Below are 14,987 nucleotides of genomic sequence, written 5' to 3'. Positions count from 1 at the left end.
AATTGAAAAAGAACATGTACGACATTTGTACCATAGGGCACATTACTCTGGATAAAGTGGTAACTGCCCAGTCAGTCAAATTCATGCCCGGCGGCACTTCGTTCTACTTTTCGAAGGCCCTGCGCCAATTCGATGTGGACTATATGCTGGTAACCGCGCTGGCTGAAAAAGAGAACCATATTTTATCTGCATTAAGGGACGAAAATATCCAGATCTTCTCGCAGCCGAGTGAGTTTACAGTGTATTTTGAAAATATCTACAGTGCCAATCAGGATCACCGCGAACAGAATGTGCTGCATAAGGCGGCGCCATTCACCACCACGCAAATGCCTGACATTGAGGCCAGGATATTTCATTTAGGTCCTTTGCTTTCGGATGATATCACTGTGGACCTTTTGAAATCGCTGGCCGCTAAGGGCACGGTTTCACTGGATATTCAGGGTTATTTAAGATATGTAAAAGATCAGAAGGTTTTGTATAAAGACTGGGCCGATAAAAAAGAAGCGCTTCCGCATGTTTCGATCCTCAAAGCCAATGAGTTTGAAATGGAAGTGGTGACAGGCACCAGCGACGTGCGCAAGGGCGCTGCATATCTGGCGGACCTTGGTGTAAAAGAAGTGATCATCACACTGGGCAGCAAAGGCTCACTGATCTATGTAGACAATGATTTTTTCCGGATTCCGGCCTATAAGCCAACAGCCATTGTGGATGCTACGGGCTGCGGGGACACGTATATGGCTGGTTATCTGAGCAAAAGAATTCAGGGAGCAGGCGTACAGGAAGCGGGTGAATTTGGAGCGGCGATGGCCACTTTGAAGATCCAGTCGTCCGGGCCATTTTCGGGAAATGCCGCAATGGTTGAAGAAGTGCTTCAATATGGAGAATGTGACCGTGAAATGATTGCCCAGGCAATTTATCAATAGTACTCAACAATAGTCATGAAAAACGCAGTTAGTATCATGCTGGCTTTGAGCCTGCTGCTGTGTTCGTATTCAGGAAGTCATTCTGCTAATAAATATTCAAAGGAAGCCGTTGCGGAGCCCGATGAATTTCCAGTACCAAAGAACATCCCCGGATTACTTTTCTACATTCAGCGTGATCCAAATGCGAATACAATTATTTACCACCTTAACATGGACGAACAGGGTCGGTTAAGTCAAAAGAATCCTGTTGATGCGTTCTGGATGAAGTACGCCGATGGCGGGGAGAAGAAGGATCTGAATTACCTGCAAAGAAAATTTGCATACGGAATCAATTCCAAGGCCATCGGAAATGCTACTTACGAGCTGCGGTCTGTGGCCTACTCAAAATTGCCGCTTTATCTGAGGAAAGACAGCAAGAACGAGTATCACGTTTATGCAAATATCAACAAGAAAGAATGCATCCTGAGCCGGGTTTTTATCCGGATCGACGGGGGAACGTTCTGGTCTCCCAATGTACTTTATATTGAACTCAAAGGAACTGAGACGGCTACCGGCAAGACGGTAGTGCAGCGGATTAAGCCGGTTTAATGCGGTTTATATTTGGCAAGTGCACGGTTAGTGAATGGAATTTATTTTTTATTTACCATTTTTATGGCTGAATTCCACTCCATTGCTTTTTCCCTGCCCGATGGCAGGATATTTGTTGGAGCTAACTGATAGCGAACCTAAATAACGCAAACCTAACGATGACCGAATCTCCGCATCCCGAGCGCGACAATGTTTTTGAAGATGAAATTACCAGAGTATCCGATTTTAAATTCGGTACAACAGTTGTAAAAGTTTTTGACGACATGGTCAGCAGATCCGTCCCGTTTTATAACGAGATGCAGCGCATGTTAGGTGAAATTGCGGCGGATCACGCCAAAGAAGGAAGTTCAGTTTACGACCTGGGCTGCTCTACGGGCACCACAATGATCGAGGTAGACAAGCTCATTCCTTCGGACATCCGGTTCATCGGCATCGACGAGTCGACAGAAATGCTGGATAAATGCGATGTAAAGTTAAAGGAAGCGGGTTTTGTTCGTCCTTATGAGCTGTTAACAGGCGATTTACACGAAAAGCTGCCGATCAAGAATGCGTCCGTTGTGATCCTCTGCCTTACATTACAATTCGTGAGGCCGCTGTACAGAGAGCGGTTATTGCGCAACATTTACGAAGGACTTAACCCCGGCGGCGTGTTGCTTTTAGTGGAAAAAGTGCTTGCAGAGAGTACGGTTTTCAATCGGGATTTTATCAAATATTATTACAATTATAAGCGCCGGAACCATTACAGCGAGATGGAAATTTCGCAGAAAAGGGAGGCCCTGGAAAATGTTCTGATTCCTTATAAGCTGTCTGAAAACTTGCTCTTATTAAAGGAAACGGGCTTTGGAGATTGTGAAACTTTCTTCAAATGGTATAATTTTTCAGGTCTAATCGCTTACAAAAAATGATGGTCACTATTGGCAATTTCTTTTTCAGGTTCAGAAACATTTTGTTCATTTTTCTTTACCTGCTTTTATTCTTGCCCTCGCCCTTGCTGTTCAAGCCGGAGCATTTTGGAGAGAAATATTATTTGTTTCCAATCATTCTGGGTTTGTTAGTGACATTTTCTGGTGAAATAATCCGGGGCATTACGATTGGCCTTGCATACATTATCCGCGGCGGACGCGACAGGAGGGTTTACGCGGAAAAGCTTGTTACGGAAGGTATTTTTAAGCATTGCCGAAACCCACTTTATGTTGGAAATATCCTAATGTTGCTGGGGGTCGGTATTTTGTCAAATTCTTTGGTTTATGTGGGCATTGTTATGCCGTCTTTTTTGTTCATATATCAAGCGATCGTGCTGGCAGAAGAGAATTTTTTACGCAATAAGTTTGGCGCCGATTTCGCCAATTATTGCAGGAAAGTGAATCGCTGGATCATCAATTTCAGCGGCATGTCGGAGACATTCAATGACATGCGTTTTAATTATAAGCGATGGATTTTAAAGGAATATAACACGTTGTTCGTCTGGTTAATGGGGATCACTGCCATCATTTTGTTCAGATATCCTGAGCTGACGCCGGACAGCGATACGCGCATCAAACTTTTCATAGGCATAGGTGTTTTTCTCGCCCTGGTTTATGGTTATATCAAATATTTGAAAAAATCGGGAAAAATGACCGACAGCCTGGCCTAGCGTGCCTCTTTTGATAATCTTACTTGGGGTAAGCTTGCAGACTGTTTGCCGACCAGCGCGACACAAATAATTAAGAAACGATACCCCCTAATAAACAGTAAGTATTATGAAAATTGTAATCGTAGGAGGCGGGTTTGCCGGTGTCAACCTGGCGCTTGACCTGGCCAAAAGCAATAAGTTTGAAGTAACCCTTGTAGATAAGAACAATTACAACTTCTTCCCGCCGCTGATTTATCAAGTCGCCACAGCGTTTTTGGAGCCATCCAGCATTAGTTATCCATTTCGCAAGCTTTTCAGGGGGAAACCAAATCTTTTTTTCCGGCTGGGCGAGCTGCAAAGCGTGGTTACCACCGACAACAAGATTATCCTTTCAAACGGCGAGCTGGAATATGATTACTTGGTTTTTGCGACCGGCGCAGAAACGAATTTCTTCGGCATGGAGAATGTCAAGCGCAATGCTACGCCGATGAAAACGGTGGAGGATGCCATAGGCATGCGTAACAGACTTTTACAGCAAATGGAGCAGGCCACCATTTCAGAAGATCCCGAAGAAGTCAGAAAGCTCCTGACCGTAGTAATCGCTGGCGGCGGCCCTACCGGCGTAGAAATCTCGGGCATGTTTGCCGAGATGCGCAACGGTATTTTAAGAAAAGAATATCCCGAACTGGCCGGAAAAGGAAGCGAAATCTACCTGGTCGACGGCGGCGATGCATTGCTTTCCCCGATGAGCGTTGCTTCTCAAAAAGATACTTACGAGGCTTTAAGAAAGCTCGGCGTGAAGATTAAACTGAACACCCACGTATCGGATTTTGTTGACGATAAGGTGTGTTTCAGTGAAGGTGAATGCATTGAAGCGAAAACGTTGATATGGGCGGCAGGTGTGACGGGCAAGGTTTTCGAGGGCATCCCGCCGGAAGCTTATGGTCGTGGCAGGAGAATGCTGGTGGATGCATATAACAAACTTGTCGGCACATATAACATTTACGCCATTGGTGACGCCAGCTTACAGCAAACGGACCCGAACTTTCCAAACGGGCACCCGCAGGTTGCGCAAGTCGCCATACAGCAAGGTAAAGCGTTGGCCCAAAATTTCAGAAGAGCCGCAGAAAACCAGCCTTTAAGACCATTTACTTACCACGATAAAGGCTCAATGGCCATTATAGGTCGCGCGAAGGCCGTTGTGGATATGCCGTCGCCTAAGCTGCATTTTAAAGGCGTGATCGCCTGGCTTGCCTGGCTGTTTATACACCTTGTCTCGCTGATTAACCACCGGAACCGGATCAAGACACTGTATAACTGGATGGTGGCTTATTTCACCAAAGACCAGTCGCTGCGGATGATCATTAAGCCGTCTGTCACAGAGAAGGTTAAAGAGCCTGTTTTAAAAGAGTAATTAATATTTAACATTGGAGTTTAACAAAAAACGCGGACTTTTGGCGACCGTCTGTAAGTGAGCGCTTTTTAAAAATAATTATAATGGAACCGAAGATTATTGATGTAATCCAAGATGCACCATACGGTCTCCAGAAAATCGATTCTTCCGTCTCATTCAGGAATTTTATAAACTTTCTGGAAGAGAAAGCAGGTCAGGAACAAACAGTCAAAAAAACATTCTTCTCCATGGTGCTGGACAGGCTTCGGTCTAATCCGGCTTTTTCCGCGGACATTGATCTCAACAACATTGCGGATTTCAAAGAAGAACTGAGTTTGGTCTATGGCATGCTGATGCCGCCCGTTACGAATGAAGATGAAGTTTTTTGGGCGCTGAGCACCCCTGTAAGCCCGGTCGTATTTTACGGCACATCAGGCTTTTATAAGCTGATGACGGATAATTCCGGCTGCGTCCGGTGCGAGATCGCGGATAAAACCGCGATCAATGTGAAGCAGAAGATGAAAAAGCTTTACTCGTTCATCCTCGAACGGCTTTACCATTTTCCGCCCATGCATGAAAACGACCTGATCATTGCGCTGAACGACGACAAGACCGGTCTGAAACGATATTACCGTGCCAATCTGGACACCCGTTTTGCAGACGTATATGCCAAGGGAAGCCTTCCTGAAATTGACGTGGAAGAAATCCGGAAGGAGTGGCAGGAATCCAATGAAATAGATGTCCTGAGCCAGTTGCTTCCCCTTACCATGTTCCGGTTCGAGGGCTTTTCGGTTATTACATTCACGGATGTAACGGCAGAGCATGCCGTTGATAGCATTAAAAGTGCGATCCTGGACCGCGCATCCTACGACGCGAACACTTATTTCAGCAATGTTACCAATGCGCTGAAAATGCTCGCATGCAATTCAGACATTGATTTTGGCTTGTTACCCGTGCTGCGGGTAAACAAGAAACTGGTTTTTGACCGCAGTACGGTGCTTTTCAGCAAGTTGATGACCGCGGCGCTCGAAAACGATAAGGCCGAAGATATGTATTTGTCCATGGCCAATCAGTATTTTCAGGCCCCTAAGGTGGTGTTTATGAGAAATCTGGCTCTGGAAGATGAAAGCAAGATGGATTTTATCCGCACACTCAAAGCTGATGGCGTAGAATCATATGCCTTGCTGCCAGTATATTATGATAGTAAAGCCATTGGTGTACTGGAAGTGTATTCCAAATCACAGAAGGCAATCGATGAGCGCGTGCTGGCGCGGCTGGATGCAGCGCTTCCGTTCATCGGGCAAATGATGAAATATTACATTGATGAATTCAATGTTGAGATCGACAATGTGATCCGGGAGAAATTCACTTCGTTGCAGCCCGCCGTGCAATGGCGGTTCCGGGAAACGGCGTGGCATTATCTGCGTGACAAATCCCTTAGCCTGCCTGCGCCAGCCATTGAGAATATCCAGTTCAGGAATGTGTATCCGCTATACGGGGCCATTGATATCAGAAATTCTACACTCGAGAGAAATGCAGCATTACGGGATGATTTGCACTTACAATTTGACTTATTGATAGAAACCTTTACGATATTAAAGCAGAAACTGGGATTTGGGCTGGCCGATGAGATGATCTATAAATGTAAAAAATGGATCGAAGAAATCAACAGTGACTCCACGGACAGCGACGAAATGCGTGTGCGGGATTTCCTCGAATACGAAGCACATCCTTTTCTGCTGCATTTCAAGGAAGCCCGGGCTTTTCAATCGGCCTCCGGTGTGCCGGATGATGATGAGGAGGAATTGGTGGATGTTATTGACAAATATTTTGAAATAACAGACGAACATACTGGTGCTGCTTTTTCGAACAGGCGTGCGCTTGAAGCTTCTATGCAAACGGTCAACTCGTCTGTAAACCTGTATCTGGACCTGTTCAGAAAGGAAATTCAACAATCCTACCCTTGCTATTTTGAAAAATTCAGGACGGATGGAATCGAATATGATATCTATATAGGCCAGTCGATAGAGCCTGAAAAGAAGTTTAGCGAGCTGTATCTTAAGAACATCAGGCTCTGGCAGCTGACTTCCATGGCTGCTATATCCAAAATCACGAATTCGCTGATTCCCCAGATGGAGAAGCCGCTGCAAACCACGCAGTTGATTTTCATCCATTCCAGCAGCATTGATATCAGTTTCCGCGACGATGAGAGACGTTTTGATGTGGAAGGTGCGTACAACATCCGTTATCAGGTTATTAAAAAACGCATTGACAAAGTCCACGTAAAAGGGACCGGCGAGCGCCTTACACAACCCGGAAAAATAGCGCTGGTTTATTTTAATAGTAAATCCGCCGAAGAATATGTCGGTTATATCCGGTATTTACAGGAGAAAAAGACTTTAAATAATGACCTTGAATTTCTCGATCTGGAAGAATTGCAGGGCGTTACAGGATTGAAGGCGCTCAGGGTGGGGGTTAACCTCGACTCTGAGTGGCTCTGATGCAATAAGGAATGCAGTAATAAAACTCTGAACCTCTATGAATTACAATCATCGGCTTGACAAGGTGAGGCATTATGTCCATCATTTTTTTGGTACAAAAGAACTGGCGCAACTCAGTTACCATAACCTGGTGCATACCGAAGCCGTTGTATCCAATGCAGTCAAAATTGCCAATCATTACCGGTTGGAGGACAAGGAAACATTCATTGTCGTTACCGCGGCCTGGTTCCATGATACGGGTTACAGCACCGGCGATGCGGCTGGTCATGAGCAACGCGGAGCTGCACTTGCGGCCGAGTTTCTGCGGTCGGAGGAAATGGAAGAGAGCGTCATTGCAGAAGTGGAAGGCTGCATTCTGGCGACCATATGGCCACAAAATCCGAAGAATTTCCTGCAACAAGTGGTTTGTGACGCCGACCTGTTCCATTTCGGAACGCCGGAATTTTCGGATTGGAACAAGCTGGTAAGGAAAGAAGCAGAGCAGCGTGCCGGCAAAAAAATAGACAAAGCGCAATGGCGCAAAAGCACCATTGCATTGCTGGAATCGCACACATTCCAAACCGACTACTGCCGCGATATGCTGGACAAGCAGAAGCGCAAGAACATTGAAAAGCTGAAAGAAAAGGAGCTGGAATCGTCTCCTGTGGCGGAAGAGCCGGTTACTGAAACAGTTGCCGATACATTCACTCCCGCAACCGCACCGGAAATCACCGACCTCAGAAAGATAAAAAATGACCGGCCGGACAAAGGCATTGAAACGATGTTCCGGATCAGCTCAAATAACCATCAAAGGTTAAGTGATATGGCTGATAATAAGGCACATATCATGATCACGACCACGTCTATCATTATCTCCGTCCTGCTGAGTGTCCTCATCCGGAAGCTGGAAGACAACACTTACCTGATCATTCCCACCATGCTTTTGCTGACGATTTGTATGATCACCATGGTGTTTTCCATCCTTTCTACACGTCCGACGATCCCGCATGGCACATTCACGCAAGAGGATATTGATACCAAAAACGTGAACCTGCTCTTTTTCGGAAATTTTTACCGGATGTCGTATAATGATTATTCCAATGGAATGCAGCGCATGATGAACGACCGCGAGTTTTTGTATGGAAGTTTGACCAAGGATGTATATTCCCAGGGCGTTGTGCTGGGCCGGAAATACAGGTTGCTGCGCATTGCTTATAATGTATTTATGTTCGGTATAGTCGTGTCCGTCATAGCTTTTGTGTTTGCCTCCGCACTTTTTGAACATTGATCAATTATGGAAAAGTACCGCTATTTCAACCGTGATATCAGCTGGCTTTCCTTTAATGGACGTGTTTTGCAAGAGGCTGCCAACGAGGCTGTTCCGTTGATGGAGCGTATCCGGTTCCTTTCGATTTTCTCTTCCAATCTGGACGAATTTTACCGTGTGCGGATGCCTTACCTGCAAAAAAAGGAGATCCTGGACCGCAACGAGGATGCTTACAGCAAGGCTGGGACGATCATTAACAAGCAGCAGGACGAGTTCGGAAGGATATTAAGCGAATCGGTTATTCCTTCGCTGAGCCAACTCGGCGTACATTTTTGTTACAAGAATGGAATTCCCAGAGACATTGCGAACATTGCCGATAACTATTTCTTTTCGCAGGTTGCGGGTTTTTTACAACCTGTTGTCCTGAAAAAAAGCACAGCCTTTTTCCCCGAAAACAATCAGCTATATCTCGTAGTTATTTTGCAATATCCGGCTGATAAGGAGCGGATTGCGCTGGTCAACATTCCTGCGGGTAACCTGAGCCGGTTCCTTAAAATCACAAGGGAAAAGCAGAATTACATTATTTTCCTCGAAGACATTATCAAGCGCAACCTGAAAAGCCTTTTTCCGGAAGCTGTCAGTATACAATCTTTCAACATTAAAGTGACGCGGGATGCCGAGCTGGACATGATGGATGAAGACGGGGACGACATTGCCGAAAAATTTGAAGAACAGCTGATCAAGCGGGAGCTGGGTTTTGCTACGAGGTTGCTCTTCGAGCCAGGGCTGCCCTTGCGGCATTTGGAGCACATTGTCTCCTTTTTTGATCTCAAAAGCGCCTCCGTTGTGCAGGGAGGCCGTTACCATAATCTCAAAGATCTGGCGTCACTGCCGGTGAGCCCGCCTGCCGAGACATATCCCAAATGGCCGGCTGTGGAAGGAATAGAAGGTGTGAATGCGCATACTTCGCTGTTTGACTCCCTCCTCGAACGGGATTTGATGGTCCACGCGCCATACCAGAGTTACGACACCATCCTGCGGTTCTTCAATGAGGCGGCGATTAATCCGCAGGTTGAAGAGATCTACACCACCATGTACCGTGTGGCGCATGATTCCAAAATTGCATTTGCACTGATCAGCGCGGCCAAGAATGGCAAAAAAGTCACGGTCCTGGTGGAGTTGAAAGCCAGGTTTGACGAAGCCAATAACATTCGCTGGGCGAAAAAAATGAAATCTGCCGGCGTGAAGATCGTGCATAGCGTGAATGCGCTGAAAGTGCATGCAAAGCTGGCTTTGGTAAAGAGAAAGCATGCGTCATGCCCATATCTGGGCTTGTTGGCGACAGGTAATCTCAATGAAGGAACGGCACGTTTTTACACAGACCACATCCTCCTCACAGCCCACCAGCCCGTGCTCCTGGAAGCAGAAACGCTTTTCCGATTTTTAAGTAAAAAGAAAAAGCCGGACAGCTCCGATATCATCGCGTTCCAGCATTTACTGGTGGCACAGTTCAATTTACAGACTAAATTCCTGGAACTGATCGACCGCGAGATCGCGCATGTAAAAAGTGGCAGGGAGGCAGGCATTACCATTAAGCTGAATAACCTCGAAGAAGAAATACTGGTCAACAAACTTTACGAAGCGTCGAATGCAGGCATTAACATCCGGCTGATCGTGCGCAGCGTCTGCCGGATAGTGCCGGGCGTGAAGGGGCAAAGCGAAAATATCACAGTGAAGCGGATCGTAGACCGTTACCTGGAACACGGCCGTGTTTTTATCTTTCACAACGATGGTCAACCCGAGCTGTTTATGGGCTCGGCGGACTGGATGAACCGGAACATTTACCGCCGTATCGAAGTCTGTTTCCCGATTTACAGCGAAAAGCTCAAAACGAAGATGATGGATATCATCGAGCTGCAATGGCAGGATACGGAACAAGCTGTCCTGATCGACAGTGAATTAAACAACATTTCCCTGAAAACGGACAACAAAGGAATCCGTTCACAGGAGGAAATTTACAGGCTGTTGTCAAAAGGCATCGCTGAGCTAAAAACGCATTAAAAAATATGGCAACATTCTTACAGCACATTGGTATGCTGGCTTTGCTCACGTTGGGCGGGTGCGACTCCACAAAAAAAGAACAGGTTGTTTACAAAGATTATCACTTGGGCAAGCCCGACAAGTTTAATATGCCGGAAAGCCTCTTTGAGATCTCGGGTATTACATTAAACCAGGGAAATTCAGACACCATTTACGCGATCCAGGACGAAGACGGCCGGCTTTACCGGCTGGGCTGGGATGAGCCGAAGCAGTTGAATGCTAAGTTTTCCAAAAAAGGTGATTACGAGGATGTTACCATTATCAGAAACAATGTGTATGTCCTCAAAAGCAATGGTGCTATATATAATTTTCCATTGACCGAGGCGGTTTTTGAGGAAGTGGAGCAGATTCGTGAAATGAAGAAAATATTGCCGAAAGGAGAATACGAAGGCATGTTTGGTGACGAGGCTTCGGGGAAGATCTATATTCTCTGCAAAAATTGTGAGCAGGATAATTCCAAGAGCAGCGTTACGGGATATATTTTAGAGCCGGATAAGGATTCTGCGAAAATTTCAGGAACATTCTCGATTCAGGTCGACGAGATCAAAGCGATCACGGGCAAAGTAGAGCGCGGTTTCCGTCCGTCGGGCCTGGCCAAAAATCCGTTGACGAACGACTGGTATATCATCTCTGCTGTCAACAAACTCCTTGTTGTGACCGATAATCAATGGAAGGTAAAAGAGGCTTATACGCTGAATGGAAACCAGTTTATCCAGCCCGAGGGCATTATTTTCGACAAGCAGGGAAACCTGTACATTTCCAATGAAGGTGACGATCTTTTTTCGGGCAATATTTTAAAGTTTAAAAAGAAAAACCGATGAAGCGCGTGTTGCGGGTTATTACTTTTTTTGTTTTGCTGGTCGGGATTTTTTCCTGCGCCAGCTATAAGACCCAGTTTTCAAAAGAAGCGGTCAATTGGGAACGGGGTGCGCCGAGCCCTGATCTCGTCCTGAAACACACCATGTATCTGATCGGCGACGCCGGAAACGACTCGCCGGAAAGCCGTGCGCCTGTTTTGGAATATCTCAAAAAAAAGCTTGAAACGGAGTCGAAGCATAGTTCTGCATTGTTTTTAGGAGATAACATTTATGAGCACGGTATGCCGCCGTCGGAGGATTCTGCGGACCGGAAAGTAGCCGAATTCAGGATCATTTCACAGCTCGAAACGCTGGATAACTTCAAAGGAACGCCCATTTTCTTGCCAGGAAACCACGACTGGCGCGGCTGGGGCGTGAAGGGTTTGAAGCGCCAGGAAAAATTTGTTGATAAATATATCAATGAAAAACGAGGGGTAAGCAATAAGGATGATTACCAAAATTATTTTCTTCCATTAGATGGCTGCTCAGGCCCGGAAGTGATCGAACTCAATGATAATGTGGTGGTTATTGTAGTGGATTCGCAATGGTGGCTTACGGATTGGGACAAGGATTCGAAGATCAATGACGGCTGTGAGATTAAAAACAGGGAACAGTTCCGGTTTGTTTTTGAGAATGTTGTGCGCAAATACCGTAATAAGCAGGTGGTTTTCGCCATGCATCATCCGCCTTACACATACGGGCCGCACGGGGGAAGGTTCACAATTAAGCAACACATTTTTCCTCTTACCGAGCTAAATCCTGATCTATGGATCCCGCTGCCGGTCTTGGGAAGCATCAGCGCCATATTCCGCGCAACGATCGGCTCGAAGCAGGATGTTGCCAACAAGCATTACAAAGACCTGCGAACAGCTGTTATGGCTGGCGCCAGGAAGAATGGTAAGTTCATTTTTGCCAGCGGACACGAGCATGCATTGCAGTTTATAGAAAACGACAATCAGGAATTTATTGTCAGCGGAAGCGGGAGTAAAAATAGTCCGGTGAGCCTGGGTAAGGGGTCGCAGTTCGCTTCGTCGCGGCTGGGATATTCAACCATCAACTTTTATGAAGGCGGGGAAGCCTGGACCAGTTTCTGGGAAGTAACCGCGGACGGAAAAGAGGCGAAGCTGGTTTTTCGCAAAAAAATAAAGGATAAGCAAACCATTGAATTACCGGATTCAACAATCGCTTTTACCGAATATAACCAGCATAATGATTCCACGAGCCGCTATGTGACGAGTAACGAGGTAAAACCCGTGGGCGGATTCCACCAATTTTTGCTTGGTCAGCACAACCGGGATCTTTACGTTCAAAAATATACATTCCCTGTCTTAGACCTGAATAAATTCAAAGGCGGCGTGACGCCCGTGAAGCAAGGTGGTGGTAACCAGACCAACTCTCTGCGCCTGCGGGACAAAGACGGAAAAGAATATGCACTGCGCGGACTAACGAAGGATGTGAGCCGGTTTTTGCCATTTCCTTTTAATCAAATGATCGCTGCGAAATATTTGGTGGAAGATAACTTTCTGTCGACCAATCCATTTGCGCCACTGTGTATGCCTGTATTAGCGGATGCGGTGAATGTCTACCATACCAATCCAAAGTTATATTATGTTCCTGCCCAACCCGGGCTGGCCACCTATAATGCGCTTTTTGGCGGCACCATGAACTTGCTGGAAGAGCGCCCCGACGGAAAAAGGTGGAAGCAGGCAGCATTTTTTGGAAATCCTGATAAAATTGTAAGCACGCCCGAACTGGTCGAAAGCCTGCTCGAAAATGGTAAAAATAAAGTAGACGAAGCGTGGGCAATCCGGACGCGTCTTTTTGATTTCGTTGTGGGTGACTGGGACAGGCATGACGATCAATGGGCGTGGTCGTCGGTGAAGCAGCAGGACGGGACCACATTGTATCGTCCGATCCCGAGAGACCGTGACCAGGCATTTTCCATGTATGATGGCTTGCTGACCGGCGTTGCGCGGCTGACATTGCCGTTTCTACGCCAACTCCAAAGTTTCAGCCCGGAAATACAAAGCATGAAATGGACTACGTGGAGCGCGCGGCTTTTTGACCGGACATTCCTCACCCGGCTTACCTGGGAGCAATGGGAAGAGCAGGCGAAATTTATCCAAACCAACCTGACCGACGAAGTCATTAGCAATGCTTTTGCCAGCTGGCCGGAGGAAGCCAGGCAAAAATCCGCTGCTGCATTGATACAAAACATGAAAAGCCGTCGGGATAAGCTGCTGACAATCGCCAGGACACATTATGAATTTGTGAGCGAGAATGTGAATGTCATCGGGACGGAAGAGGAAGAAAGGGTGGTAGTGGAAAGGCTGGATGAAAGGCGAACCAAAATTTCTGTTTACGAAACCGGAAAGGACGGCCGCATCAAACATTTAAATTACGAGCGTGTTTTTAATGCTGACGTTACCAAGACAATCAATGTGTATGGCAATGGTGATGACGATGAATTTATAGTTAAAGGAGACGCCGGAAAGGGCATTAAAGTAAGATTGATAGGCGGATTGGGAACGGATCTCTTTGCCGACAGCACGGGCACAAGTGCTGGAAAAAAGAAAACACTCGTCTACGACGACCTGCGAACGAACACAATTGTTGCAGGGGCTGATACAAAGGACAAGCGCACAAACCTTTACCGCTATAATGTATATGACCGGCGCAGCACTGACAGCAATTACGACATTGCCATTCCGGCGCCCATCCTCGGCGTGAACCCGGATGATGGACTTTTGCTCGGCGCAAGCGCCACGTGGATGAAATATGGGTTTAAAAAGGAACCTTATGCTTCATTACACGCTTTTGGTGCCAGTTATGCCTTTGCTACCAAGGGTTTTAAAGTGAATTATACCGGTGATTTTATCAATGCCTTTAAAAAATTTGACTTCTATCTCGACACCTATTACCACGGCCCTACTTACGCATTTAATTATGCCGGATTAGGAAATGACACGGAAAGGCCGGTCGACGATCCTGATTTTTATCGGGTAAGACAAAGCTTTTTACACATTTATCCTGCATTGAAAAAACGTTTCGCCGGGACAGCCGGCTTTATTACCCTGGGGCCAACCTTTGAGCTTTCAGACGTTCAACCCACTAGCGGCAGGTTCATTACAAGTGCTGAAAACGAGTTATCCGATGATGTTTTTGAAACAAAAATGTTTGCTGGCGGCAAGTTTCAGTTTGACTTCAACAGCGTTGATAACATTTTTGCGCCACATACGGGAATACGTTTTAACGCCGGTTTCCACTGGACCACAAACCTGGAAAACAAGAATAACTTTGGCTCATTCCGGGCCAGATTCGCCTATTATACCAGCCTTGACGCCAGGGAAAACATTATTCTTGCAACGCAAGTCGGAACGGGGCTGATCTTTGGGGATAGCTATGAATTTTTTCAAATGCCAACATTGGGCGGAAAGCAGGGATTGCGTGGCTATCGGACGGAGCGCTTTTACGGGAATAGCAGCATTTGGCACGATACAGACCTTCGTATCCGGCTTGGCAGCAGCTATAACCCAACATTACCGCTCACTTATGGCGTATTTGGAAGCTTTGACTACGGCCGTGTGTGGCTAGATGATGAGGAATCCAAAGCCTTGCATTATAACTACGGCGGTGGTGTCTGGTTTGCACCGGTTGATATTCTCACATTTGCCGTAGGAGCATTTATTCCAAAGGAAAAAAAGGAAGAAAAGCCCCGGATCGCGTTTCAGATCGGCTTTTGGTTTTGAGTTTTCCTAAATAATCTT

The 14,987-nt window shown here is 46.4% G+C and carries 10 protein-coding genes; all 10 read left to right on the top strand.

Annotated elements, in window-relative coordinates; translation table 11 throughout:
- The first annotated feature begins 14 nt into the window (after window positions 1-14).
- The 10 genes from G395_RS0119885 to G395_RS0119840 all read left to right on the top strand — a co-directional run bounded on the left by G395_RS0119885 (window position 15) and on the right by G395_RS0119840 (window position 14,969).
- Window positions 15-923, top strand: coding sequence for a PfkB family carbohydrate kinase (locus G395_RS0119885; protein WP_229204234.1), 909 nt, complete (start codon window positions 15-17; stop codon window positions 921-923).
- Between the two features lie 15 nt (window positions 924-938).
- Window positions 939-1,511 (top strand): DUF4833 domain-containing protein, encoded by a 573-nt coding sequence (locus G395_RS0119880; protein ID WP_026631677.1) that lies wholly within the window; start codon window positions 939-941, stop codon window positions 1,509-1,511.
- 158 nt (window positions 1,512-1,669) lie between these two features.
- Window positions 1,670-2,416 (top strand): carboxy-S-adenosyl-L-methionine synthase CmoA, encoded by a 747-nt coding sequence (gene cmoA / locus G395_RS0119875; RefSeq protein WP_026631676.1) that lies wholly within the window; start codon window positions 1,670-1,672, stop codon window positions 2,414-2,416.
- Window positions 2,413-3,144, top strand: a complete 732-nt coding sequence (locus G395_RS0119870) for a methyltransferase family protein (RefSeq protein ID WP_229204233.1) — start codon at window positions 2,413-2,415, stop codon at window positions 3,142-3,144. The genes cmoA and G395_RS0119870 overlap by 4 nt, the downstream gene beginning before the upstream one ends.
- 106 nt (window positions 3,145-3,250) lie before the next feature.
- Complete coding sequence (locus G395_RS0119865; protein WP_026631674.1) at window positions 3,251-4,537, top strand: NAD(P)/FAD-dependent oxidoreductase; 1,287 nt, start codon at window positions 3,251-3,253, stop codon at window positions 4,535-4,537.
- Window positions 4,538-4,620: 83 nt separating this feature from the next.
- Window positions 4,621-7,017 (top strand): hypothetical protein, encoded by a 2,397-nt coding sequence (locus G395_RS0119860; protein WP_026631673.1) that lies wholly within the window; start codon window positions 4,621-4,623, stop codon window positions 7,015-7,017.
- Between the two features lie 37 nt (window positions 7,018-7,054).
- Complete coding sequence (locus tag G395_RS0119855) at window positions 7,055-8,284, top strand: Pycsar system effector family protein (protein WP_026631672.1); 1,230 nt, start codon at window positions 7,055-7,057, stop codon at window positions 8,282-8,284.
- A 6-nt stretch (window positions 8,285-8,290) separates the two neighbouring features.
- Complete coding sequence (ppk1, locus tag G395_RS0119850; RefSeq protein WP_035361807.1) at window positions 8,291-10,324, top strand: polyphosphate kinase 1; 2,034 nt, start codon at window positions 8,291-8,293, stop codon at window positions 10,322-10,324.
- 5 nt (window positions 10,325-10,329) lie between these two features.
- Entirely contained in the window at window positions 10,330-11,184 is an 855-nt protein-coding gene (locus G395_RS0119845) for an SdiA-regulated domain-containing protein (RefSeq protein ID WP_026631670.1), read from the top strand.
- The gene (locus tag G395_RS0119840; protein ID WP_026631669.1) at window positions 11,181-14,969 is read left to right on the top strand and encodes a metallophosphoesterase; all 3,789 of its coding nucleotides are present in this window, start codon (window positions 11,181-11,183) and stop codon (window positions 14,967-14,969) included. The genes G395_RS0119845 and G395_RS0119840 overlap by 4 nt, the downstream gene beginning before the upstream one ends.
- Window positions 14,970-14,987 lie beyond the last annotated feature (18 nt).

This window comes from Dyadobacter alkalitolerans DSM 23607 (assembly GCF_000428845.1).
Classification (GTDB): Bacteria; Bacteroidota; Bacteroidia; order Cytophagales; family Spirosomataceae; genus Dyadobacter; species Dyadobacter alkalitolerans.
Note: the sequence above shows the minus strand (reverse complement) of the source record. Positions and strands in the feature narration are given on the sequence as shown.

Excerpts from the sequence above, each read along its gene's own strand:
- G395_RS0119870 (WP_229204233.1), top strand. The coding sequence starts at position 2,413 with ATGATGGTCACTATTGGCAATTTCTTTTTCAGGTTCAGAAACATTTTG.
- cmoA (WP_026631676.1), top strand. The coding sequence starts at position 1,670 with ATGACCGAATCTCCGCATCCCGAGCGCGACAATGTTTTTGAAGATGAA.
- G395_RS0119845 (WP_026631670.1), top strand. The coding sequence starts at position 10,330 with ATGGCAACATTCTTACAGCACATTGGTATGCTGGCTTTGCTCACGTTG.
- ppk1 (WP_035361807.1), top strand. The coding sequence starts at position 8,291 with ATGGAAAAGTACCGCTATTTCAACCGTGATATCAGCTGGCTTTCCTTT.
- G395_RS0119880 (WP_026631677.1), top strand. The coding sequence starts at position 939 with ATGAAAAACGCAGTTAGTATCATGCTGGCTTTGAGCCTGCTGCTGTGT.
- G395_RS0119865 (WP_026631674.1), top strand. The coding sequence starts at position 3,251 with ATGAAAATTGTAATCGTAGGAGGCGGGTTTGCCGGTGTCAACCTGGCG.
- G395_RS0119855 (WP_026631672.1), top strand. The coding sequence starts at position 7,055 with ATGAATTACAATCATCGGCTTGACAAGGTGAGGCATTATGTCCATCAT.
- G395_RS0119885 (WP_229204234.1), top strand. The coding sequence starts at position 15 with ATGTACGACATTTGTACCATAGGGCACATTACTCTGGATAAAGTGGTA.
- G395_RS0119860 (WP_026631673.1), top strand. The coding sequence starts at position 4,621 with ATGGAACCGAAGATTATTGATGTAATCCAAGATGCACCATACGGTCTC.
- G395_RS0119840 (WP_026631669.1), top strand. The coding sequence starts at position 11,181 with ATGAAGCGCGTGTTGCGGGTTATTACTTTTTTTGTTTTGCTGGTCGGG.